Annotated in this window: 24 protein-coding genes and 3 pseudogenes; 4 read left to right on the top strand and 23 right to left on the bottom strand. The window is 31.6% G+C overall.

The annotated features are described in order from the left end of the window. Nucleotides 1-208: 208 nt before the first annotated feature. Complete coding sequence (locus tag RRB46_RS08115; RefSeq protein WP_275587922.1) at nt 209-337, top strand: LDCC motif putative metal-binding protein; 129 nt, start codon at nt 209-211, stop codon at nt 335-337. Nucleotides 338-1,064: 727 nt separating this feature from the next. On the opposite strand, the pseudogene RRB46_RS08110 reads toward RRB46_RS08115, so the two are convergent. From RRB46_RS08110 to RRB46_RS08060, 11 genes and pseudogenes are all read right to left on the bottom strand, one after another. Further along, nucleotides 1,065-1,205: pseudogene (locus tag RRB46_RS08110) on the bottom strand (nucleotidyl transferase AbiEii/AbiGii toxin family protein); the annotation flags it as partial. Beyond that, nucleotides 1,202-1,438 (bottom strand): annotated as a pseudogene (locus RRB46_RS08105) (transcriptional regulator); the annotation flags it as partial. The pseudogenes RRB46_RS08110 and RRB46_RS08105, both read right to left, overlap by 4 nt. 351 nt (nt 1,439-1,789) lie before the next feature. Further along, nucleotides 1,790-3,511, bottom strand: a complete 1,722-nt coding sequence (gene ureC, locus RRB46_RS08100; RefSeq protein ID WP_311538145.1) for an urease subunit alpha — start codon at nt 3,509-3,511, stop codon at nt 1,790-1,792. Beyond that, nucleotides 3,512-3,895: an urease subunit beta gene (ureB, locus tag RRB46_RS08095; protein WP_311538144.1), complete on the bottom strand. Its 384-nt coding sequence runs from the start codon at nt 3,893-3,895 to the stop codon at nt 3,512-3,514. 9 nt (nt 3,896-3,904) lie between these two features. Next, entirely contained in the window at nt 3,905-4,207 is a 303-nt protein-coding gene (gene ureA / locus RRB46_RS08090; protein WP_004816472.1) for an urease subunit gamma, read from the bottom strand. Further along, nucleotides 4,198-5,013 (bottom strand): urease accessory protein UreD, encoded by an 816-nt coding sequence (locus tag RRB46_RS08085; protein ID WP_311538143.1) that lies wholly within the window; start codon nt 5,011-5,013, stop codon nt 4,198-4,200. Before RRB46_RS08085 ends, ureA begins: the two co-directional genes overlap by 10 nt. Further along, on the bottom strand, nt 5,013-5,624 hold the full coding sequence (gene ureG, locus RRB46_RS08080) for an urease accessory protein UreG (protein WP_311538142.1): 612 nt from the start codon (nt 5,622-5,624) through the stop codon (nt 5,013-5,015). The genes RRB46_RS08085 and ureG overlap by 1 nt, the downstream gene beginning before the upstream one ends. 8 nt (nt 5,625-5,632) lie before the next feature. Then, nucleotides 5,633-6,337 carry an urease accessory protein UreF gene (locus tag RRB46_RS08075; protein ID WP_297690132.1) on the bottom strand — a complete coding sequence of 235 codons (705 nt, stop codon included), beginning with the start codon at nt 6,335-6,337 and terminating at the stop codon, nt 5,633-5,635. Continuing rightward, entirely contained in the window at nt 6,330-6,839 is a 510-nt protein-coding gene (locus RRB46_RS08070; RefSeq protein WP_311538141.1) for an urease accessory protein UreE, read from the bottom strand. The genes RRB46_RS08075 and RRB46_RS08070 overlap by 8 nt, the downstream gene beginning before the upstream one ends. 887 nt (nt 6,840-7,726) lie before the next feature. Continuing rightward, complete coding sequence (locus RRB46_RS08065; RefSeq protein ID WP_296129931.1) at nt 7,727-8,332, bottom strand: CPBP family intramembrane glutamic endopeptidase; 606 nt, start codon at nt 8,330-8,332, stop codon at nt 7,727-7,729. Between the two features lie 680 nt (nt 8,333-9,012). Then, complete coding sequence (locus tag RRB46_RS08060; protein ID WP_311538140.1) at nt 9,013-9,351, bottom strand: hypothetical protein; 339 nt, start codon at nt 9,349-9,351, stop codon at nt 9,013-9,015. A gap of 796 nt (nt 9,352-10,147) precedes the next feature. On the opposite strand from RRB46_RS08060, the gene RRB46_RS08055 reads away from it, so the two are divergent. The 3 genes from RRB46_RS08055 (at nt 10,148) to RRB46_RS08045 (ending at nt 14,127) form a co-directional block, all read left to right on the top strand. Then, nucleotides 10,148-10,597 carry a CopY/TcrY family copper transport repressor gene (locus RRB46_RS08055; protein WP_311538139.1) on the top strand — a complete coding sequence of 150 codons (450 nt, stop codon included), beginning with the start codon at nt 10,148-10,150 and terminating at the stop codon, nt 10,595-10,597. A gap of 19 nt (nt 10,598-10,616) precedes the next feature. Beyond that, nucleotides 10,617-12,719, top strand: a complete 2,103-nt coding sequence (locus RRB46_RS08050) for a heavy metal translocating P-type ATPase (protein ID WP_311538138.1) — start codon at nt 10,617-10,619, stop codon at nt 12,717-12,719. 463 nt (nt 12,720-13,182) lie between these two features. After that, the gene (locus tag RRB46_RS08045; protein WP_311538137.1) at nt 13,183-14,127 is read left to right on the top strand and encodes an Abi family protein; all 945 of its coding nucleotides are present in this window, start codon (nt 13,183-13,185) and stop codon (nt 14,125-14,127) included. 190 nt (nt 14,128-14,317) lie between these two features. Here the strand turns inward: RRB46_RS08045 and RRB46_RS08040 are convergent, their stop codons facing one another. The 12 genes and pseudogenes from RRB46_RS08040 to RRB46_RS07985 all read right to left on the bottom strand — a co-directional run. Beyond that, nucleotides 14,318-14,545: a hypothetical protein gene (locus RRB46_RS08040; protein WP_311538136.1), complete on the bottom strand. Its 228-nt coding sequence runs from the start codon at nt 14,543-14,545 to the stop codon at nt 14,318-14,320. A 665-nt stretch (nt 14,546-15,210) separates the two neighbouring features. Further along, nucleotides 15,211-15,432, bottom strand: a complete 222-nt coding sequence (locus RRB46_RS08035) for a DUF3784 domain-containing protein (protein WP_311538135.1) — start codon at nt 15,430-15,432, stop codon at nt 15,211-15,213. Nucleotides 15,433-15,715: 283 nt separating this feature from the next. Continuing rightward, nucleotides 15,716-16,036 carry a hypothetical protein gene (locus RRB46_RS08030; protein ID WP_311538134.1) on the bottom strand — a complete coding sequence of 107 codons (321 nt, stop codon included), beginning with the start codon at nt 16,034-16,036 and terminating at the stop codon, nt 15,716-15,718. Between the two features lie 200 nt (nt 16,037-16,236). Continuing rightward, entirely contained in the window at nt 16,237-16,377 is a 141-nt protein-coding gene (locus RRB46_RS08025; protein WP_311538133.1) for a hypothetical protein, read from the bottom strand. Then, nucleotides 16,352-17,683 (bottom strand): DNA/RNA helicase domain-containing protein, encoded by a 1,332-nt coding sequence (locus RRB46_RS08020; protein ID WP_311538132.1) that lies wholly within the window; start codon nt 17,681-17,683, stop codon nt 16,352-16,354. The genes RRB46_RS08025 and RRB46_RS08020 overlap by 26 nt, the downstream gene beginning before the upstream one ends. A gap of 102 nt (nt 17,684-17,785) precedes the next feature. Next, nucleotides 17,786-18,121, bottom strand: coding sequence for a hypothetical protein (locus RRB46_RS08015; protein WP_311538131.1), 336 nt, complete (start codon nt 18,119-18,121; stop codon nt 17,786-17,788). A gap of 315 nt (nt 18,122-18,436) precedes the next feature. Beyond that, the gene (locus RRB46_RS08010) at nt 18,437-18,916 is read right to left on the bottom strand and encodes a Csac_0668 family 2Fe-2S cluster-binding (seleno)protein (RefSeq protein ID WP_050150156.1); all 480 of its coding nucleotides are present in this window, start codon (nt 18,914-18,916) and stop codon (nt 18,437-18,439) included. Nucleotides 18,917-19,314: 398 nt separating this feature from the next. Further along, nucleotides 19,315-20,261, bottom strand: a pseudogene (locus RRB46_RS08005) (IS3 family transposase); the annotation flags it as partial. Nucleotides 20,262-20,579: 318 nt separating this feature from the next. Further along, nucleotides 20,580-20,801 (bottom strand): RNA methyltransferase, encoded by a 222-nt coding sequence (locus RRB46_RS08000; protein WP_311538130.1) that lies wholly within the window; start codon nt 20,799-20,801, stop codon nt 20,580-20,582. 55 nt (nt 20,802-20,856) lie between these two features. Further along, the gene (locus RRB46_RS07995; protein ID WP_311538129.1) at nt 20,857-22,677 is read right to left on the bottom strand and encodes a recombinase family protein; all 1,821 of its coding nucleotides are present in this window, start codon (nt 22,675-22,677) and stop codon (nt 20,857-20,859) included. Between the two features lie 55 nt (nt 22,678-22,732). Beyond that, entirely contained in the window at nt 22,733-22,870 is a 138-nt protein-coding gene (locus RRB46_RS07990; RefSeq protein WP_311538128.1) for a hypothetical protein, read from the bottom strand. Nucleotides 22,871-23,176: 306 nt separating this feature from the next. Continuing rightward, nucleotides 23,177-23,532: ATP-binding cassette domain-containing protein (locus tag RRB46_RS07985; RefSeq protein WP_311538127.1), on the bottom strand; the 356-nt coding region annotated here is incomplete at its 5' end.

Genomic DNA, 23,532 nt, shown 5'->3' with positions numbered 1-23,532 from the left:
AAGATTTTTTATAAAGATCCTAAAAGCCAACTATTTCAACAGAATTATAGCCTATCAACTAAATTTCTTGACATTAATACTACAGTCTCCATATGTCTTTAATTATGGGATAGAAAAAAGGGATATAAAAAATTGAAAAAATAATTTTTTCTGGTATAAATATTATTATTGTAGAAAATTTACAAATAATTACCCGAGGAGGTAAAATATGAAAATCTTTGAATCAATAAAAAATAGGTGGAAAAAATTCTTGGAAAATCTAGCAAAAGAAAATAAAAAATCTTTTGGAAATGAAAGATTAGATTGTTGTTCAATGAACAAAAGAGAATATAAATAAAGAAAAAAATGACCATGGCGGAGACTGTGTAAAATTTTGTGTATAGAAACCTCCTGATTAGGGTAAGTAAAAACTAATCAGGAGGAATTTTTATGCCAAGAAAAAAACAGAAACAAAAAGAAGCAAAATAGCAAACATGTTAAAAGAATTAATGAAAGACCTAAAAGCAGTGTACAAAGTACCAACAGAAGACTTAGCCTTAACAAATTTAGACATCTTTGAAGAAAAATGGGGTAAAAATACCCAATGTGTGTAAACTTTTAGAAAAATAACTTGGCAGAATTATCCACATATTTTAAATATCCATAAGGAATAAGAAAACTAAGATACAACAAACGCCATGGAAAACTTCAATAGGCAATTAAGAAAAGTTACTAAAAACATGACAATATTTTCAAATGACTACGCACTACAAAAAGCTTGTATCTAGCAATGGTAGATGCCTCAAGTAAGTGGACCTATAGGATTCGTCGCTGGGACTAAATCTTATCCCAATTATCAATATTTTTTTAAGGAAGTTTTAATTAAGATAAAAACTTAGTATGAAATCGGCTGCAAATTTCATGAAAATTCGACAGTTTATTAAGCCCAAGTAAAATTAAGACAAGCTCCATTCCTATAGGAATTGACAAATATTGATACATAAAAAATGTATCAACCCTTATCCTTATATCAGGATTTAGGTTTATACACAAAATTATTTACAGATTCAAAAAATTTGACAGTACCAATTATTTTTGTACTTTGATTTAGATAGTCTTTCTAAAAATCTTTCGAAAAAATATATTTTCAGAACTTCTTGCGACTTTAAAATTTTCTTCTCTGCTAGGCTTTTTATCTTGCCCTTTATACTCTCGATATTAATCACGATAATGCCTCCATATATCTCCTAATTTCATCTTCTATTTTAAATAGTCTACTGTATTTTATGAGTCGTCTTAGATTTTTATTTGGTGATTTAAAGTTTCTTTTTATGGATTCTGTGAAAATCTGCTTATCTATTTTTTCTCTGTCGATTATTATATCACAAATTGTTCGATCTATATCATAAACTGTAATAAGATTGCCTTGTGGTGATTTTATTTTTGTCTTTCCTTTTTCTACTTTAATTGATACATTTTCAAGTATCATTTATTCTTTGATTTTCTTTGTTAAATTTCTTGTCTTAAGCATAATTTCCATATATTATTCCTCCATTTTTTATGTAATCAATTCTAACAATAAAAAATAACCAAATTATAATTACGGTATTTTTCGAAAAAATATATAAACTTTGAAAGGAGCTTTAAAAGAAGCAAGCACAGTAAGTGTACGGACACTTACGAAAAAATTAATGGAGCAGACCTTTACGGAATGCTCCATTTTTTAATTTTTACCTTGTCAGGGAGAACCCTAAGACCCCTACATCTCTAGTAAGGATTTTGGGGTTCTTGTTAAGCTCTAATATTTATTTTAAAATAGGTTGTATAATTGACCTAGGGCGACCTTGTCTACTGGATCACATGTGATTTTCTTTCCTTCAATTGTTACTTCATAAGTTTCTGGGTCTACCTTGATGTTTGGAGTTTCGAAGTTTAGTTTCATATCTTTTTTGCCGATGTTTCTACAATTATGAACAGGTAGTACCATTCTTTTTAGGTCTAGTTTTTCTTTTATGCCTGATTCATAGGCGGCTTTTGAGACGAAGGTAAAACAAGAATTACCAATTCCTCCACCAATGGCCGCATACATTCTTCTGTATATTACAGGTTGTGGTGTTGGTATGGATGCGTTTGGATCTCCTGACGGTGCCATTATTATTAGACCATTTTTTAGTATTTGTTTTGGACGAACTCCAAAGAATTTTGGCTCCCAAAGGACAAGATCTGCACGTTTACCAACTTCGATTGAACCAATATATTCAGATACTCCATGGGCTATGGCTGGATTTATAGTGTATTTGGCTACATATCTTTTAGCCCTAAAGTTATCGTTATTATTCGCTTTATCTTCTTTAAGGGCTCCACGTTGGTCTTTCATCTTTGAAGCTGTTTGCCAAGTTCTCATAACAACTTCCCCAATCCTGCCCATGGCTTGAGAGTCTGAAGACATTATTGAGAATACTCCCATGTCTTGGAGGACATCTTCTGCAGCTATTGTTTCCGGTCTAATCCTTGAGTCAGCAAAGGCTACATCTTCTTCTATGGTTTTGTCAAGATTGTGGCAAACCATAACCATATCCAAGTGCTCATCTGAAGTATTTATGGTAAAAGGCATGGTTGGATTTGTTGATGCTGGAAAGACGTTATTAAATCCTGCTGCAACTATTTGATCAGGTGCATGTCCTCCTCCTGCTCCTTCAGTATGGAAGAAATGTATAGCTCTACCACCAATAGCATCTAGGGTATCTTCGATTGTACCGCCTTCGTTAAGGGTGTCGGTGTGGATGGCAACTGCAATATCGTACTCATCAGCAACTTCAAGACTGGCATTTATAACGGCTCTTGTTGCTCCCCAGTCTTCATGAATCTTTAGTCCACAAGCTCCTGCTTTTATTTGTTCATAAAGTGGCTCTTTGCTTGAGCAATTACCCTTACCTAAAAGTCCTACATTTACTGGATATCCTTCGACTGATTTTAGCATAGCTTCTAGATGGTTAGGGCCTGGAGTACAGGTTGTAGCATTTGTTCCATCAGCAGGGCCTGTTCCGCCTCCGATTAGGGTAGTAGTTCCTCCTGCTAGAGCGGTATTTGCTTGATCGGCTGATATAAAATGAACGTGGGTGTCAATTGCTCCAGCGGTTACGATTTTATTTTCGCCTGAGATTATTTCAGTGCTTGCCCCTATTACAAGACCAGGGTTGACATTATCGTTCATATCAGGGTTTCCAGATTTTCCTATTCCTGTAATAATACCATCCCTAATTCCTATATCTGCCTTATAAATACCAGCATAGTCTAGGATAATCGCATTTGTAATTACTGTATCGCAAGTTCCTGAGGCATAACTTGCAGTTGAAGATTGGTTCATACCATCTCTTACAGTCTTACCACCACCAAAGATCGATTCATCTCCATAAATTGCATAATCTTTTTCTATTTCTATTATAATATTTGTATCTGCTAGTCTAACTTTATCGCCTGTAGTTGGCCCATACATAGACCCGTATTTTTCTCTTGAGATTTTAAATGACATCTATTCCTCCCCATCACTATTAATATTAGCGTAGCCTTTTTGAACTAAGTTTTTCATGGCTTCATCTTTTTTTATATCATGGGCTACACCATTTGTGAGTCCGTTAAAACCGATGACCCTTCCATTTCCGCCAATATCAATTAATCTAACCCTATGGGTTTGACCTGGTTCAAATCTAATAGCATTTCCTGCAGGGATGTCTAGCTTTTTGCCAAAGGCCATGCTACGATCGAATTTCAAAAATCTATTCACTTCAAAAAAATGAAAATGAGAACCGATTTGTACGGCCCTATCCCCAGTATTTGTTACTTCTATTTCAATAGCTTCGAAATCTTCATTTAAAATTAAATCTTCATTTTTATAAAAAATTTCACCTGGAATCATTTTTGCCTCCTACACTATTGGTTGATGAACTGTTACAAGCTTGGTTCCATCAGGAAATGTGGCTTCTATTTGTACATCCTTAATCATTTCAGGGACACCTTCCATGACATCATCCCTTGTTAGAATCTTCCTGCCTTCTTGCATCAAATCTGAAACAGTCTTGCCATCACGAGCCATTTCATAAAGCTCGGCACTGATTAGAGCGACTGCTTCAGGATAGTTTAATTTAAGTCCACGTTCTTTACGCTTTCTGGCAACTTCTCCAGCTGTAAATATCATCAGGCGTTCAATATCTTTTGGTACTAAATGCATATCCTTCCCCCTTTTTCAATTAAATAATCTATTATTTCTTTTTCACATTCTATTAGATCCTGGCCCATCTTGCCCAAAATCCTGATTTGAATATCATTTCTAAAACTTAAACTTGCCCCACCTTTTAGGCCTCTTTTTTGGCTATGCTTTTCAATTATTTTGCGGATTTCGCCAATGTTATCTTCATTGGAAAAATTTATAGCAACCATAGACAAAAAGTGGTCATAGCCTTCCATCAGGCCAAGTTCATTTATATTTTGTTCTCTTGGCCTTATAAGGTTTTTTTCGGTATAGATAAGTTTGCCATCAAGATTTATATCTAGATTAGTCTTGTAGCTTTTAAATTCAAAACTTTCACCCCTGCCAACTCTACCAGCTACAAAACAGTTAGAAAAAATAAGCCTGGCATCTTTTTCTAAATCGACCTTGATATCCTCCCTAAAATCTGCATCCTTGTAGAGAATCATGGGTAAAAGTTTAAAAATAAAGTCAGATTTTTCTTCTCCTTGAATTTCAACCTTACGACTTGCGAAAGAATCCTCGTTCATCTTATAAACTTTTTCGTATGATTGAGAGGAAAGCAAGACCTTGCTATTCTTTTTTGCATAAAATCTTTCTTCTTGCATATCGCCTTCCAGGATACCTGGGCTTGAGCTCATAATCATAGCCTTGGTAAAGTCGCCATATTTAAATGTATGCATAAGTAGAAATGGTGGCGAATTGTAGATATCTTTTAGGATTGTTGTATCATCTTTATTTTCAAACTCTAAATATAATCTGCTGGCTCTTGCGTATGTTTTTTTCATTATTTTAAATCTTCTAATAAGACTTGCTTTCTTATCCAGTCATAAACCTCATTAAGACCATCGCCATTTTTGATATTAGTAAAGATAAATGGACGATCTCCTCTTTGGGCTAGGGTATCTTTTCTCATAGCCTCAAGGTCAACGCCAACATAAGGAGCTAAATCTTTTTTGTTTATGATAAGAAGGTCTGATCTTAAAATTCCTGGGCCTCCTTTTCTTGGTATATCCCCACCTGCAGCTACATCTATTACAAAGATGGTGGCATCTGCAAGGTCAGGACTAAAGGTTGCTGATAGATTGTCTCCACCACTTTCGATAAAGATTATTTCTATATCCTTAAAATTTCTGACTAAATCCTCACAAGCTTCAAGGTTCATAGAAACATCGTCTCTTATAGCTGTATGAGGACATCCTCCAGTTTCTACTCCTCTTATCCTATCTCTTTCAAGAATCCCCTGATCTTTTAGGTAGTTTGCATCTTCTTCTGTATATATATCATTAGTAACTACTGCTACATTGTAATCTTTTTTGAATTCTTCTACTAGTTTTTCTATCAAATGTGTCTTGCCGCAACCAACAGGACCTGCGACACCGATTTTTACGTAATCCATAAGCCTCCCTAAGACATATAAAGTCTTGAATATAATACTTCATGTTGCATTGAAGCAACTTCTACACCTGGATATGAAGTAAAATAATACTCCTCATCCAATTTATCTATCTTTGTAACTAAATCTATTATCAAGTCATAGATTTCATATAAGATTTTCTGCCCATCAAACTGGCTGATAGGAACAGTCTTAACAGCTGTAATCACTAGATTCTGTGCCATATTAAAGGCAAAACTCAAAAGAGATGCGGTCAAATCAATATCAAGACTTGCTGTAATTAGAGCATAGGCGACTGAGTGATGGATGATGATGTCATTTTTCTTATGATAATCTAGGTAGTCATAGTATTGTTCTGGCATAGCTATGTCCATCTTATGAACTGTCGATATAAGTCTTGAGCCTAACTTCTCTGAAGCTTCTCTTAACTCTTTTTGGCTTTTTTGAGCCTGTAATCTGATATTCAACTCTAAAAGCTCATCTTTTTTTCCTTCTATAAAATAATTGTAAGCTAGATATACAGCTAAAAGGTCATTATAATAGAAGTTAGTTTTTAAATAGTTTATTAAATATTTTTTTGTATCTTTCGAATCTTTAATCAAATCCTTTAGGATATAATTTTCAAGACCATAAGAATGAGAATAAGAACCTATAGGAAATTGACTATCATTTAATTGAAGTAGGATGAGCTCTTCTTCATATTTTTTTCTATTCATGGTGGTGATCATGGTCGTGACTATGAAGATCTACTACTTGACCTTGAGGTAGAATCGCCATCAAGTTGTTTTTTGGCAATAATTTAGCCATGACCTTATCAAGCTTTATACCATCTACGTTCTTTAGCATTTCTTCAAGGGTCTTCTCGTATGGTGTTATTAAAGATTTGTCATCTTCTGACCAGTACAATTTTGCATGGCGATTGCCAATAATATATGCCAAGTTAACAAAGGACTTAGCCTCATCTATGGAGAGCTTTAAGCATTCTAGCTCTTCGATATTGATAACATAAATTACATTAGCTTCTCGATAAATTATATCTCCATGCTTTAGACCTCTTTTTCTATCTTCTTCAGAAAGCTTTAGACCCAAATCCAGACCCTCATATTCAAATCTTTGAATTTTCTTATGAGCATGGTCGTAAGGCATATTAAGCCAGTTTATTTTTAAATTTTCTTCATTTATATCAAAAACATTTCCAATAATTTTTTCTATTATCACTTTATTCACCCCTTTTTTTACAAACTTAATAGTACCCCTTAAAACAAAAAAAAACAATGATTTTGCATTTTATAAAATGTAATTTTCTTTATTCTACTTTTTGAAGACAAGCTTAGCTAAATTTCCCAGACAAAAACCGCATATAGAATATATCCATATACGGTTAATTTTTCATAGGATAATTAACAACACCTCCCAAATTATAATTATAACAAAAAGACCCCAGGTCTTCATGATGATTATATTAAAAAACTCAAATAGTAAGAAATATAAATCCAAGAACTAGTATCTAAATCAAGAATGTTCTCAATAAATATATCTCCTGTTCCTCCACAAATTATAAGGTCTGGTCTATATATTTCAGCTTGTTTTTTATATATTCTCTGTCTTCTTTTGAAAACTTATCTATCTCAGAATCCTTTGATGTTGTCTTCCCAGGAGTATTTTTTAAGTTTATAACCAAAATAGGGGCAAGATATTTTCCCCATTCATTTTTATCTAAATCTTCAACCCTATCATAATTTTTTTGAATATAATTCCTGCACTAAATCTAATAAGATTATTCCATATACATCCACCAACAGAACCATCCTCACTATACTAAACTACCACCTGTCTATTTTAATAATAAACTCTAAAATCTAATATCTCAATAAAAGTGGCATAAAAAAACAACATACAAAATCTGATGTCGGTTTATTTTTAGATCATAGATTTTCATTCTATCTATAAGTATCCTATTATATTTTCTATAATATCTTAATTTACTTAGATTCTTGTTTAAAAGTCCTTATATTTATCATATCAGAATACATATCCATAATTAATTTATAAAAATAAAAAAGACATAGGCTATAGATAAACTCTAAGCTCATATCTTCCTAAATTTAAAGAAAAAATGCAACATATAAACCAGCTACTAAATTAGACACCGTATGTATGATAAAACTTGGAATAATTGATCCCTCTGATAACTTCTCGTTGATATATCCCATAGCATAGGCTATACACCCTGTAACAAAAATAATTAAAAGAGATTTTAATACACCTACAATAAGAAAAAACATCACTCCGTGAACCAGTCCAAACAATATTGATTGTATAAGATTTCCATTATTAAATCCTATTTTACTAACTAGTCTTTTAAGTGCAAATCCCCTAAACAAAATCTCCTCAGGTAAAGCAGTGTTAAGGGCTGCATAAATTATAATAGGCAAAATAGCCTTGAATCTAAGTCCCGCAAACTCGCTAGTTGCATTATTAACTCCACTTAGACTATTTAGAAGAATTATGCCTATTATTATATAGATAATGGTTACTATAAATATTGATAATATCAAAGTCTTGTCTACCCTTTTAATTCTTTTAAACCCTATCCATTCTGTAAATTTCTGATTTTTTCTAACTTTAAAATACCAATAAACAAATGGTATAAGTGAAAATAAAACGATTTGAATTAAACTACTAATAAGTTTGTTAATTGCTAAACTCATAATCCCTCCTTGATACAATATAAAAGTACATTTATATTATGCCCATATATGAATATTTAAAACTTGAGAAAAGTAAAATATTTTATTCACTTATATATAAATCTGATCTATAAATTATAATATTTGATTAAATCTCTTAAGTTAATTGCCTTTTAAATATTTTTCATAACACCCTTTTGATATCTCAGCTAACAGATCTTTAGGCAATAGCCAAGAATATGGCAGCCTTACATAGCTTTAGTTACATCATAATCTGTTAATTTATCCCTAAAATATTCAGTTTATTCCTCTCCTAGTTATACTCCTATATGATTTTTTGACGAAGCAAATTGAATAATATTTTTACCCTCCCAATATGTGGGTATACTAGAAAACTTTTCTGTACTTTCTCATCAGGTATTTTCATAGGTATTCCACCCCTGCAGTCCTCGCTTTTTATTTCGATCAATGCAAACACACCATTGAGAGTCTTATAATTTTTTATCTTTTTTTCTTGATATCAACACCACCGTCTCCACATGGATTGGGTGGTAAGTATTGATAAAATTTACATTTTTAGGAAAGCCTAGTTCTTGGGAATATATCTACTCCTTTTATTCTTTCTTCTTCACTACCTATTAATATTAAATATTTTAAAAAATCAGGGTGGACCACCCTTCTATCTCTTCTTTCCAAGTTTATTAGGCAACTCTTAATGGAACTATGATTAAAACTTTAGAAATTGCAAAAGAATCAAAGAATAAATCTTTCATAGCCTTTAGGCTTATAACCATCTTGTCTAAACCCATATCTAGTAAAAGTGACGATTTTCTATTTTCTTTTATAAATTCAGTAAGATAGTTTTGATATTTACGTAGAGTGTATTCCAAGTTGTCATCTTCAATTCTCTTTATTATTTCATCAATATTTTCTTTAAAATCAAGAACATAAACCTTAAAATTTATTTTTTTAAATGGCCTTATTCTTTTTTTGAATAGACCTTGGTTCTCTTCCAGATCTTTTTGTTTAAATAATTTCAATCTTTCCTTTTGGAAGAAGTATTATCCTATCTGGTATTCCTGTCATTGATGGGGACGTAAATTTAAGACAAAACCCTCTATTAACTTTTATCTTATCAACTAAACTTGATTCTATCACCTTTTGTTACATTGATATTTCAAGCTTTATAGTTATTGTGTGAAGATTTCTCCTATAACCTTTATATAAAGACAAATTTTAAATTTATTACTATATAACTTTCGAAACTTGCACAATAACTAATTTACATAAAATCACTTTTTAATTTTTGTCCTTGATTCTTAATACCATCTCAAAGTTTTAGCCCATTAAATTCATTGGATAAAAGTGCAGAATAAAAATCGGTTGTAAACCTTACATAGTCACTAATTTTTAAATAATAGGCCCTATATTCTTGTGAAAAACTTTTCCAGATTTTTCTTAATAAGATTAATCAATTGCACAACTTTCATTTAAATAAATCTACAAATTTTGAGTATAGTTCCCGAAGTGAATTAAAGAAAACTACCATGAAAAATGAAAGGGTAGAATTTGTGAAATTTATGATTATATATTTAGCCAAGCAATAAATTTAGAAAAGGTATCATCATATTTATCATATTATTAAAAATAAGAAATTAAAAAAGCGATAAATGTAAATCAATGATAACCTTATAAATCGTTCTAGGAAGCAATTGGAAAACAAACGCAATAATCGTTGCTTACATTTATTAAAAATACTTGACAATATAAGTTTACAAGAGTAAACTTATATTAAGTATTAAGTCTACACTCGTAAACGATAAGGAGGGAAAGACAATGGGTGTAATAGTATACAATACTCATATCACAGATGCTGAATGGGAAGTCATGCGTGTGGTTTGGGCAAATGATCGAGTAACTAGTAAAAAAGTTATCTCCGTATTGAAAGAAAAAATGGACTGGACACAGTCCACTATCAAAACGATCTTAGGTCGATTAGTTGAAAAAGGCGTACTAAATACAGAGCAAGAAGGTAGAAAGTTTATTTACACTGCCAATATTGAAGAGAAAGAAGCCGTAAGGGATTATGCAGAAGATATTTTTAACCGTATTTGCAATAAAAAAGTCGGAAATGTAATAGGAAGCATCATTGAAAATCATGTTTTAAGCTTCGATGATATAGATAGACTAGAAAAAATATTAGAGATGAAAAAATCTTCCGCAGTAGAAGAAGTGGATTGCAATTGTCCAGAAGGACAATGCGAGTGTCATTTACATCATCATTAGGCATAAGGAGGAATTTAAAATGAACAATAACAACAAACATTTATCCCACAGTCACCATAATCATGGCGACATGGATCATTCAAAACATAAGCACGTAAGCCCGGAAGAACATGGAGACCATAAGAATCAGCATCACGAACATCATGCTGGGAATGATCACAGCGGACACAGTGGGCATGACCACCATCATCACGGAAACTTTAAGGAACTTTTCTTAAAATCATTGCCACTAGGAATCATTATTATGCTCTTATCCCCTATGGCTGGGTTTGAACTACCATTCCAGTTTACTTTTCCATATTCTGATATTGTAGTAGCTATTTTATCTACTATATTAATTATTTATGGTGGACGTCCATTCTATCAAGGGGCAGTTGACGAATTTAAACAAAAAGAACCTGGAATGATGGCTCTCGTTTCTTTAGGTTTAAGTGTTTCATATTTATATAGTATTTATACTGTAATAGCAAGCTACGTAACAGGTGAACAAATTATGGATTTTTTCTTTGAATTTGCTTCATTACTATTAATCATGTTATTAGGTCACTGGATTGAGATGAAAGCTATTGGAGAAGCAGGAGACGCACAAGCAGAATTGGCTAAGTTAGTGCCGAAAGATGCTCACGTTGTGTTAGAAGACGATTCAATTGAAATACGTCCAGTTGCTGACTTAAAGGTAGGTGATTTAATTCGAGTTCAAGCTGGAGAAAATGTGCCAGCAGATGGAACTATCGAGCGTGGAGAATCACGTCTAAATGAAGCTCTTTTGACTGGAGAATCTAAATCAATTAAAAAAGGTCCTGGCGATGAAGTAATCGGAGGCTCAACAAATGGAGAAGGGGTTCTTTATATTAAAGTGAATGAGACAGGTGATCAATCCTTCATCTCTCAAGTTCAGAATTTAATCAGCCAAGCTCAAAGTCAGCCTTCCAGAGCAGAAAATATTGCTCAAAAGGTTGCAGGGTGGCTCTTCTATATTGCAGTCATTGTCGCACTAATAGCTTTTGTAGTATGGATGCTTATAGCGGACATCCCAACGGCAGTAAAATTTGCTATCACAACATTAGTTATAGCTTGTCCTCACGCTTTGGGTCTAGCTATTCCATTGGTCACCGCTCGTAGCACAAGCTTAGGGGCAAGTCGAGGCTTACTAGTAAAAGACCGAGAATCTTTAGAAATAGCTCAAGATGCAGATGTGATGATTTTAGATAAGACAGGTACTTTAACAACAGGTGAGTTTAAAGTATTAGATGTAAAACTTCTTAATGAAAAATATACAAAAGAGGAAATCATTTCACTATTGGCAGGTATTGAAGGAGGGTCTAGTCACCCTATTGCTCAATCAATTATAAGCTTCGCCGACCAAGAAGGTATAAGTCCAGTATCCTTTGATTCCATTGATGTAATTTCCGGTGCTGGCGTAGAAGGTAAAGCCAATGGGCACCAATACCAATTAATCAGTCAAAAAGCATACGGACGTAATATAGATATGGATATTCCAAAAGGAGCAACCCTCAGTGTCTTAGTAGAAAACGATGATGCCATTGGTGCTGTAGCTTTGGGGGATGAATTAAAAGCAACCAGTAAAGAGTTAATAGAAGCTCTTAAAAATAATAATATAGAGCCAATTATGGCAACAGGTGATAATGAAAAAGCGGCTCAAGGCGCGGCAGAAGACTTAGGGATTGAATATAGATCAAATCAATCACCACAAGACAAATATGAGTTAGTTAAAACACTTAAAGATGAAGGAAAGAAAGTTATCATGGTAGGTGACGGTGTTAATGATGCCCCTTCTCTTGCCTTAGCAGACGTTGGTATAGCTATAGGCGCTGGAACCCAAGTGGCATTGGATTCAGCTGATGTCATCTTGACTCAATCTGATCCAGGAGATATTGAATCATTCATTGAATTAGCACACAAAACAACTCGTAAAATGAAACAAAATCTCTTTTGGGGAGCCGGTTATAACTTTATAGCTATTCCTCTAGCTGCTGGAATTTTGGCCCCTTTTGGCTTCACATTAAGTCCTGCAGTAGGAGCAATTCTAATGTCTGTGTCAACAGTCTTAGTCGCCATTAATGCTATTTTATTAAGTTTAGATTCAAAAAATAATGGTTAGTAGATCGAATGATTGAAACTCCTTAAAGTATCAAGATAAAATAGTTTTACAGGAGAAAAAGAGATGTGAGTACTGGCTCTTTGTAAAATCGTGTTGGTAGAAGTAGGCGATTTTTCTACCAACACGATTTTTAATTTATTATAGAACTGATTTCTTTTAAAATCCTAAAAGTCACCTATTTCGACAGTTTAATTACCTCTTATCTTATTGTCTTGACATCAATACAACCGCCTCGACATGGCTTGAGTGGTCAGTATTGATAAAATTTGAAATTTCTCAAAAGCCTCGTATGTGGAAATATGTCCACTAATTAATTATAAACCTTTCTAGATATCTTTATAGTTTCCATGCTTACCAATTTTATTTCTGTAAGACCTTGAATTAATAGAACTTTCTGCTATAATATAAGTAAGGAACAAGCCCTTGCCATACGTGGCGGGGCGTTTTTTTATGAGGTGTGCATATGAGTAAACCGTTTAAAACTTATGATGAACAAATTGAAATACTCTCAAATAGAGGTTTAGACATTAATAATCCAGAATATGCTAAGATTATTTTATCACAAGTTAATTATTATAACCTTATCAATGGCTATAAAACTCCATTTTTAGACAATAAATCTTCTAATGAGGTAGAAGATGTATATAAAGCTGGTAGTAGTTTTGAAGAAATTTATGCTCTTGATGAAATGGATCGTGAATTAAAAGAAGTGATTTTTTCTTCTCTGCTCCGTTTTGAGAAACTTCTAAAAACATCCTGTGCTTATCATTTTTCAGACTTATACAGAGATGGACTATATCCTTACTTACAAATTGAAAATTATTCTGCATCAAAGCATCAGCTAAATTATGTTTTGAAAAATATAGGGACATTATCCAATGCCATAAGTATAGAAAATAAAAATTCAAATGGCAAGAAACCTATTAAGCATTATATAAAAAAGCATGACCACATCCCTCTTTGGGTTCTTGTAAATTTCCTTACTTTAGGAAATATATCTTATTTTTATAATTCTCTAGATGAATCTCTTCAAAATAAAATTGCTAGAGATTTTGGTGAAAGATATAAGGATAGTTACCAGTCTAAAGAAAAAATTAGTAAAACTGAACTTATAGACATAATTAAAATCTGTAATTTTTTCAGAAATGTTTGTGCCCATGATGAAGTCATGTATTCTTTCTCATTGAATAAAGCTGGTCAAACTGCTATTTTCGAAAAGTTTTTCAATGAAAATTATACTGGCAAAAATTTACATGATTTAATACTGGTCCTTAAACTAGTTATTCCCGAAAAAGAATACCAGTCTTTAATCTCATCAATTAGCTCCATCAAAAATAAATATGAGGGCAAATTTACTAGCATCTCAATTGATGCCATATTTGAAATTTCAGGATTTTCTAATAAGTAGTTATTAACCTAGCTACTTATTTTTTATTTAATTACGATTATTTTCAATCGGTCATTGTAGTATTACACCAAATATATTGAGACTATAAGTTTAAACGATTTTAAAATCAAAAGAACCGACTTGGTTCGCTTTATACTAAGAGGCGTGTCGGGTACTGTTATTTTTATTGTATATTTACTTTTAATACTTGTCAATTTTCTATTTCAACTTCAAGTCCTGATTTGAATATCACTTTAATACTTTCATCATAAACTATAATCTTCTCTATAAGTTTCCTTACCAAGTCTTCATCGTATCTTTCTATTTCTAATTCTTGATTTTCTAGAAACTCTTCTAATTCTATTAGTCTGCTTTGTTCATTTTTCTCTTCTGCCACAGTTAGTAGTATCGTTTCCTTTTCATTCCTTAACTCTTCCACTCTGTCTGCAAGTTCTGTGTAGTCTTTCTTGGCATTAGCTACTTTTAAAAGTTCTTATTGCACTTTCAACATTTCTTTGTCTATTTCATCTATCTGGCTAATTCCATCACCTGTGATGGCTTTTTCAATATTCTCTTTAGTTGATTTTATATAGTTTAATTAATCTAAGACATAATAAAATGAATTCATAATTTAAATTTTAATATGGTTAGCTCCATAAATTATTATGAGCATAAAAATAGTCTCTTAGATTTTAAAATCAAAACCTAAAAGACTATAATTTCACTATATCTTCTTTCTATTTATATAAAAATCATCTATTCTCTATCCATACTACCCATGCTTTTAAGCAACTTAGGTAAACCATCGAATCTAATTAATAATGCCATCTTTTATTCTATTCTATAAAACAATAAAATTTTCACTTGCCTACATATGTGGGAGATTAATGAGATTTCTTCACATTATTTCTTCTTATAACGAAAAGACCCGACTTGGCTCGCATTATACTAAGAGACGTGTCGGGTACTATTGAGTATTATAATACATATTTATATCTATTTTCAAATCTTCTATTCCTCATATAAGTTTTCCAAACTAATTATATATAATTAGTTATCTATTTCGACCACCTCAAAAATTAATAGCTAGACAAAGAGGAGGCACTATTTAATGATAATTACCCAGATCCCAATTAAAATAAGGATAATGCCAATGATAAGTTCTATCAATCCTACCTTTTTAGCATAGGATTCTGTCTTTCTTCCAGATTTATAATCTACCTCAAAACCGTTAATCAAATTATATTTTTCTTTAAAATAAATCAAATATCCAAATGTAGTAAAAATTACTCCCATTATTATAAGTATTATCTTTAGTAAATTCATTAACCACCTCTCTCAAAACTTCCTATGTTAACAAATCTTCTTATCATTTCTCAAAAATCAAATTGTAATTTACTTATATTTTGAATGTCCTTATTTTTCCCTATCTCTATCCATAAAGATTTTACTAATGATTAGTTATATCCTAAAAACTAACTATTCTATCACTTTAATCAACACTTATACTATTTTCTTAACAACAATACTATACACTAACAATGGTTCGCATTGTTAAGAGGCGTGTCAGGTAATGTTAGTTATATTGTATATTTACTTTTAATTCTTGTCAATTTTCTATCTCAACCTCAAGTCCAGATTTAAATACTTCTTTTAAATTTTCTTCATAAATTACTATCTTTTCCACTAATTTCCTTACTAATTCTTCATCATAGCTTTCTATTTTTAATTCTTGATTGTCTAAAAACTCTTCTAATTCCATTAGTCTGCTTTGTTCATTCTTTTCCTTCGCCACATTTAGAAGTATCTTTTCTTTTTCATTTCTTAAATCTTCCACCCTGTTTGCAAGGTCTGTGTAGTCTTTCTTGGCATTAGCTACTTTTACAAGATCTTCTTGAACCTTCAGCATTTCTTTGTCTATTTCTTCCATCTGACCACTTCTATAACCTGTGATGGCTTTTTCTATATTCTCTTTTATTATTTCTTTTAATTCACTACTTTCCGATATAAGCTGATTAATGGATTCTACGACTGCTTCTTGTAGGTCTTCTTCTTTTATGGTTCTAGCATGGCAGGCTTCTGACCTTTAAAATTATCAGATTATGCGCCTTAAATATTTGAAAATCTATTTTATATTTCTTCTATTCCTATTTTTTTCAAATAATTATATGTACCATCATAAAATTTTGGCTGTCTTGTCATATCTTCATTACAACCTCTTGGAATGAAAATTACCATTCCTTGCCTAGCTCTTGTAAATCCATTTACCATCTATAACTCTAAAGTCTGCATCCCAGCAAACTATAGAGTAATCAACTTCAAGTCCTTGCACGTCAAACTCTGTGACTACATCTTCAAGGGCGTAGCAGGATCTTACATCTTCTTTATTGTTTAAAAACCAATTACAAACGTCAATTTTATTTTTCACAAATATTCCCTCAGGTTTCAATCTCAATGCTCCACTTGATGCTAGTAACCCGTGTTTTTGCGATCCCTTTGACTTATTTTTGACCCATTCTTTTGCTTTTTTAATATCTCTAGTGATTTTAATTGGGTATTTATCTTTGATTTTTTCATAAATTTGTTTTGCAGTATCTACATCAAGATCCAATGTAGCTTTTATAAAATCCGCTAGGTCCGGAGTTCTAAATGATCTTAAAGATACAGATAAATGTAAATCCTCTAGTTCCTTAACTTTTAATCCATCTATCATATACTGCCATTCATTATTTATCAAATATTCTTCCTTTAAATTGTTCGAAACATAAACGTCCCATCCACTGAACTTTGACCTCAATGCATTAAACCATTCTGGAAGACCACCTTCTCCATCGTTTATTTCCTGTCCACCCCCTATAAGGCAAACTATAACAGCCCAATTTTTATGTCGATCCATTGTACTAATTAAAAACTCGGGTTCGCTATAATTGAAATTGGGGATTCCTTTTTTAGTTTTCATAAATTTTGCTATCTTTTCATGATTCCAGGACCTTTGAGCTTCATCAAAAATTATTATATGTTCTGGAGGAACATTATCGTTGTTTATAAATGAGTCCCTATACTTGTGTATTATCTGTATAAATGCATTCGTTTTTCTTCTCTCGTCAGATTTCTTTATATTTAAACCAAGCTTTTTCATACTCTCGATCCTATCTCTTACAAGAGCTTCTTGTAAAACCTCTACAAGAGGAAAATTGCCAGACAAAAATACTGCATGCTCTCCTTTTTTAGCATCAGCTTTTTGAATTCCAAGATTAAGGCCCACAAGTGTCTTTCCTGCACCTGGTACACCAGTTACAAAACATATTGACTTTTTATTTTGAGTTTTACTATATTCAATTATATTATTAATCGAATCTGTGGTTATAGAAATATTTTTTACACCAGCATCATTTCTTGTTATGTCTTCTACGTTATGGCCTGTATAAAGTGCCTGAGCAGCCTCTACAATAGTTGGAGTTGGTAAATATTCACTATTAATCCAATTGTCATATGAAAATTTTGGCATATTATATTTACTTGAAACTTGTAAAATTAATTTTCTAATTCCATGACTATTACATTCTAAAGGTTTCATAATATTTTCTTTGACTATGAAATTATTATCTTTGGAAGGAGCATCCGTAGCAATTAAAACAGGAACAATTAACTTATCGAAGCTTTCTTTGTGGAATTTTTTTTAATCTAAATCATAATCATACACCTGATCATAATCTGCACTATTATATTTTTCGCTACCACATTTAAATTCTAGAACGAAAACAATATTATTGTGTAAAATAATATTATCAACTCTTTTTCCCATACGCGGAATAGTATACTCAAAAATAACTCTCCCGTCGAAACCGTTAAGTTCTCTTTTTAAAATGTTAATCTCCTCGATCCAAGTGTTTTTCTGTTGTATCTTAGTTTCTGCAGATGAATTATTGCCACTAATTATTCCTAGGATACCATCAATATCTTTTTTTAAAAACTTATTAATACTATCTTCGTAGTATGAGTTTAATCTAACCATCTTCTCTCCTTTTATTTAACATTAATTTAGTTAAGACAATTATTTCTGCAATTTTCTAGAATCGAAAAATATAAAATAAATTGTAATGTCTATCTCGTCTAAACACCATGTTATCATAAATAAATCAAACCATATCGAGAATAATAAAGAACCTTTTTTTGATTAACTCCTTAGATTAAACTAAACTTATTATTTGAGAACTCTTGACAACAATGCAACACTTTCAACCCCTATGGTTATGGGGAACATATCCACGCTCGTAGATGGAAACATATCAAAGATTGGCTCTCGTTTGTAGGAACATATCGACTGTAATTATTTCATTTTCAAGCCTTTATCGATAGCTTCCTGAATAATCTTATGACAACAAACTCCCAACGGATTGTTTTCTTTACAATTAGGATTTTTCATTGCCCCAGTGATGGCATTTACTTCTTTTACGGATTTCGCGCCATGCTTTACAACTGCTTCAATTACCTGATTTTCTGTGACTTCGCTACAATAACAAGCATACTTAGGATCTGCATCTTTCTTAAACCAGATAGGAACTCTAACTTGGTCTTTCAAGAATTTTATTTCATTATCTAAGTTATAGTAAACAACGTCGCAGTCCTCGTTCATGCAAATCTTATATTGATCTCCGTTAACAGCATTACGATAATCATCTACCACTAGATGTTCAACAGTTACTTTACTAACGGAAATCCCTTCATTATTACATACAGGACAATTGTCTTTAATTTGATCCGGCTTTTCTGTTTTGCATCCACAACAACATTCATTATTAATCTTCATATTCTTAGCCTCCATATTTTCATTATAATTTCTTTTTTAAACTAGGTAAAACCAATTTCATATACTTGTCATTTATTAATAGCGTCAAACATTTTAGCTGGTGTTAATTTACTTAGCTCCCTGTTGTCAGCCAACGCACGTGTAGCTTTTTTGTGTATAAACACATCAGCGTCATGTTACCCATTGCTCGGCATTCTTCTAATGAACCCAAATACATAGAATGGCAACCCTTTTTTAGACAATTTATAACCGAACATTATCAAGCTTGAAAGTTTCTTTAGATTATAATATATATTCTCAGACAATCAAGGGTAAAGGCTTCGCCCAAATTTCGTTGAAATTTGCCCTTGACAGTCTGTTCATATATTTTATTTAATTTATGAAACTTCCAGAGCTTTTTATTCTGCTTTTCTATATTCTACTGGTGTTTTATATCCTAAAGATCCATGAATTCTTAGGTTATTATACCAATATACGTATTCTGCTAATTTTAGATTAAGTTCTTGGAAATTAGTAAAGTTCTCCTGATATATGAATTCTGTCTTCATTACTTTATTGACTGCTTCGCTTACTGCGTTATCATATGGGCTTCCTTTTTTACTTAGCGATCTTTTTATCCCAAATACCTTTAATATTTCTTCTATTTTTATATTTTTAAATTCTCTTCCTCTGTCTGTGTGAAATATTTTTATACGATTTAGTGGCTGTCTTATTGAGTAAAATGCTTCTGCTACTAGATTTGCATCTTTGTTTTTACCTGATGAGTACCCTATTATTTCACGGCTGTTTAAGTCTATTATTAAACATATATAATTCCATGTTTTTCCTACTCTTACATATGTTAGGTCGCTTACTATTGCTTCTAATAGTCTCTATTGTCAAATTATCTATTTAAAAGGTTAGGGATGTGTTCTTCGTTGCATTTGGATCTTATTACTTTATATTGTGCTACTGTATAGTTTGAGACTAGGCCATTTTTCTTCATTATTCGGCCTATTTTTCTTCTCGATATTTTATATCCAATTTTCCCTAGTTCTTTTTATTTTGCGTGTTCCATAGTTGTTTCTACTTCTTCTGAATATTTCTTTTATTTCTTCTATTAGTTTTTCATCTTCATCTAATTTCACATCTTTTTCTTTGTTCAAATGATAATAGACTAAACTTCTTGTGACCCCAAGTAGTCTACACATTGCACTAATGCTATATTTATCTCGGTTCGAGATAATGAAGTCTATTTTTTGCCTAACAGTAGTGCAGCTTGCTTTAAAATATCATTCTCCATTTCAACCTGTTTCAATTTTTTACGAAGTCTGATTATCTCTTTTTGTTTCGCATCCACATTATCAAAATGGTTACTCTAAGCAGCACACCAACTATTTATTTTTTGAGTTTTAAACTTTGGTAGAAGTCTTGAACTCTTTATATTTACATAACTATTTGCCTCTATCACTATTATGACACGAAACCCTGCACAATGATCTAAAATTTTCAATTCTAACAAGTCTTTTTCAGTATTTTTAACTTCATAAAAACCTCTTTGGCAATAATGCCTAATTCTTCTTTAGTTGTTAAATTTTTTTATTTTACCATCATCGTTCCCCTGATTTTCAATTAATCTTCTTAGGTTATATAAGAAGTACATATCTTTTTAATCTTAAAGTTTTTAAGTCTTAATTTTAAAATTTTCAATCTTAGATATTTTTTTAATCATTCCAAAATACTCTAAAGCATCTTCTATCGCTTTTTCTTTTTCTTCTGAACAATTTGGCACTCTTTGATTTTCTTTCTTGCTAATATTGTAGTTTTCTCTTTCTATAAGACCATGTTTCCTTTTTACTTGTGCGATATATAGGCTTGAAACTTTTAGTCCGTATTTATCTAACACAAATTTTTTAATTTCTCCATAAGTTGCGTCTTTTGAAAAGTCAATTTCAGATAATTCATCTTCCCCTATTTATATATCTAAATGATGTTCTGTGTTTAGTTTGGACAATAGAGCTACCGTCTCCACATGCATTGTCTTTGGCTTGGGAACATAATTTTTTATCCTCGTCATTCTTGTAGGAGCACAATTTATCAATATAATTGTCTTTGGCGTTTTTTCTTTTATCTTTGTAATCATTAGAATTTTGACTATCTTTAATTCCTGTTTTGAAATAGAATGTTAAGTCATATGGATGAACTGTTCCGTCTTTGTCAATTCTTCCAACCACAACTTTATCAACTATGCTTTCGAATACTGTTCTATTAAATTCCTCTATAATTTCTTTATTTTCTAAGACTTTTTTAAATTGCTTTAGTCTTTCTTTAATAGAGTTTTCATCTTTGATAGTTAGCTCTAGTGTTTTCTTTTCATCAAGTAATTCTTCTTTTTGTTTTGTAAGTTTTTTATACTTTTTAGCATAAACTTCTTCATCTATACTATCTTCTAAATGAAGATCAACTAACTTTCTTTCTTGACTAATGATTCTGTTTAATTGGTTTTCTAACTTTTTTAAATCTTTGACTAAAGTATTATCATTTATTTCTTCTTCAACAATTTTTAAAAAGTCATCAATTACTGTTGAATCTGCATGGCATAATTGCCTATAACTTTCAACAAAAGCTTTTTCTATTGCTGCTTCTTGTATTCCCTTTGAATGAGGGCAATATTTTTTACCTTTTTTTGTTGACCTTACACATTGCCAGTTAATTTTTTTATAAATTGAACTTGTGTGCCAAGTTCTTCTTGAAAGTATTTCTCCACAAAATCCACATTCCAGCATACTTGAAAAAGCGTATTGTCTTGATAGTTTTTCTCTTTTTCTATCCTTGTTAGCAATGGTGTTTCTATTTTGTGCTCTCCTGAGTCTAATCTCTTGTGCCTTTTCAAAATCTTCTCTTGATATAATTGGCTCGTGATGATTTTCAATGTGATATTTATCAGATTCACCAAAGTTTGCTAGTCTTCTTTTTGTTATGGGATCAACTGTAAAGGTCTTTCCCATTAGTATATCACCAATATACTTTTCATTTTTAATTATCCCCAACACTGTAGTGTCAGACCATTTCGTTTTACCTCTAGGAGTGAGATATCCTTGTTCTTCTAATTCCCTGCCAATGACTGAACCACCATTACCCTCTAAATATCTTTTAAAGATATATCTAACAATTTTAGCTTCCTCTTCATTTATAGAGATACTTTTTGTTATAGGATCATAATCATATCCAAGGCAACCTTGAAAACCAATAAGTTCCCCTTTTTCCATTTTCATTTTCAGTCCTTTTTTCAAATGGGCTGAGGTATTTTCTACTTCTTGTTGAGCTACTGAACTTAATATTGTTAATAATAGCTCTCCATCCATTGTCAAAGTATCTATATTTTCTTCTTCAAATACTACACCAACATTGTTTTCCTTTAATAGTCTTACATACTTTAAAGTATCTAATGTATTTCTGGCAAATCTTGATATAGATTTAGTAATTATCATGTCTATATCCCCATTTTGGCAATCACTAATTAGTCTCATGAAATCTGCTCTTTTAGTGGCAGTTGTTCCTGTTGTTGCTTCATCTGCATATATACCAGCCAAAGTCCAGTTCTTATTATTTTTTATTAGATTTGTGTAATAATCAACTTGCGATTTATATGATTCAAGTTGGTCTTTACTATCTGTACTTACTCGACAATATGCTGCAACTCGTTTTAAATCTAAATGTAGTGCATTTCTATTTCTAGCTCCAGTATTTGAAGCTTTTATTAATTTTACTTTAGTATTCATTTTACCTCCTTCCCATTTTGTATCTTTCTACAGTGTTATTATATCACAAGATCAACTACTTTCTATCTCTCTTTTTATAATCATTTTCTATTCTATTTTTTATTTTTGTGTATTCCTTATCATTAATTAATTTAAGATCATAAAGTCTACATAACATAGCAAGTCTTATACTATAAACCTTTATTGCTTGCATTTTACCTCCTATGTAAGTTAATTTTTTTACCTTGGTAAGTGGATTAAATTTGAAATATGCTAATCTCACATAATCAATTTCAAGAATATTGGCACTTCAAAGTATTTTTATTTTTATAGAAAGATGACAAAATAACCCTCACTTTATATAGTGAAATTTGTCCTCTTTGGTAACCAGAATTTTTATTTTTTATAGTATTTTGAGTTTTAATGATTAATTTGAACATAAAAAATGAGGACTTATGCACATAGGCATAAATCCTCTAATCTAAATTTTACTGTTTAAAGACTTTAAATCTTTCTTCCATCAATTATTTAATTTCCATGATTCTGCCTTAGCTTTTGCATTGACAAGGTCAGAATAAAGTCCATTATTTTTAATCAGTTCTTCATGATTTCCACGTTCAACTATTTCCCCATCTTTTAAAACTAAAATTTGATCTGCATTTCTAATTGTCTTTAGTCTGTGGGCAATCATAATTACTGTTTTGTTTTTTGTTAATGATTCTATTGCTTCTTTAAGTTTATCTTCATTTTCTGGATCTATACTTGCTGTGGCTTCATCAAAGATTATGATGTCCGCATCTTTTAACATAGCTCTTGCAATTGAGATTCTTTGTTTTTCTCCACCAGATAGGCTTGCTCCACCTTCCCCAATGATAG

Origin of the sequence: uncultured Anaerococcus sp. (assembly GCF_963512375.1) — a bacterium.
Classification (GTDB): domain Bacteria; phylum Bacillota; class Clostridia; order Tissierellales; family Peptoniphilaceae; genus Anaerococcus.
Note: the sequence above shows the minus strand (reverse complement) of the source record. Positions and strands in the feature narration are given on the sequence as shown.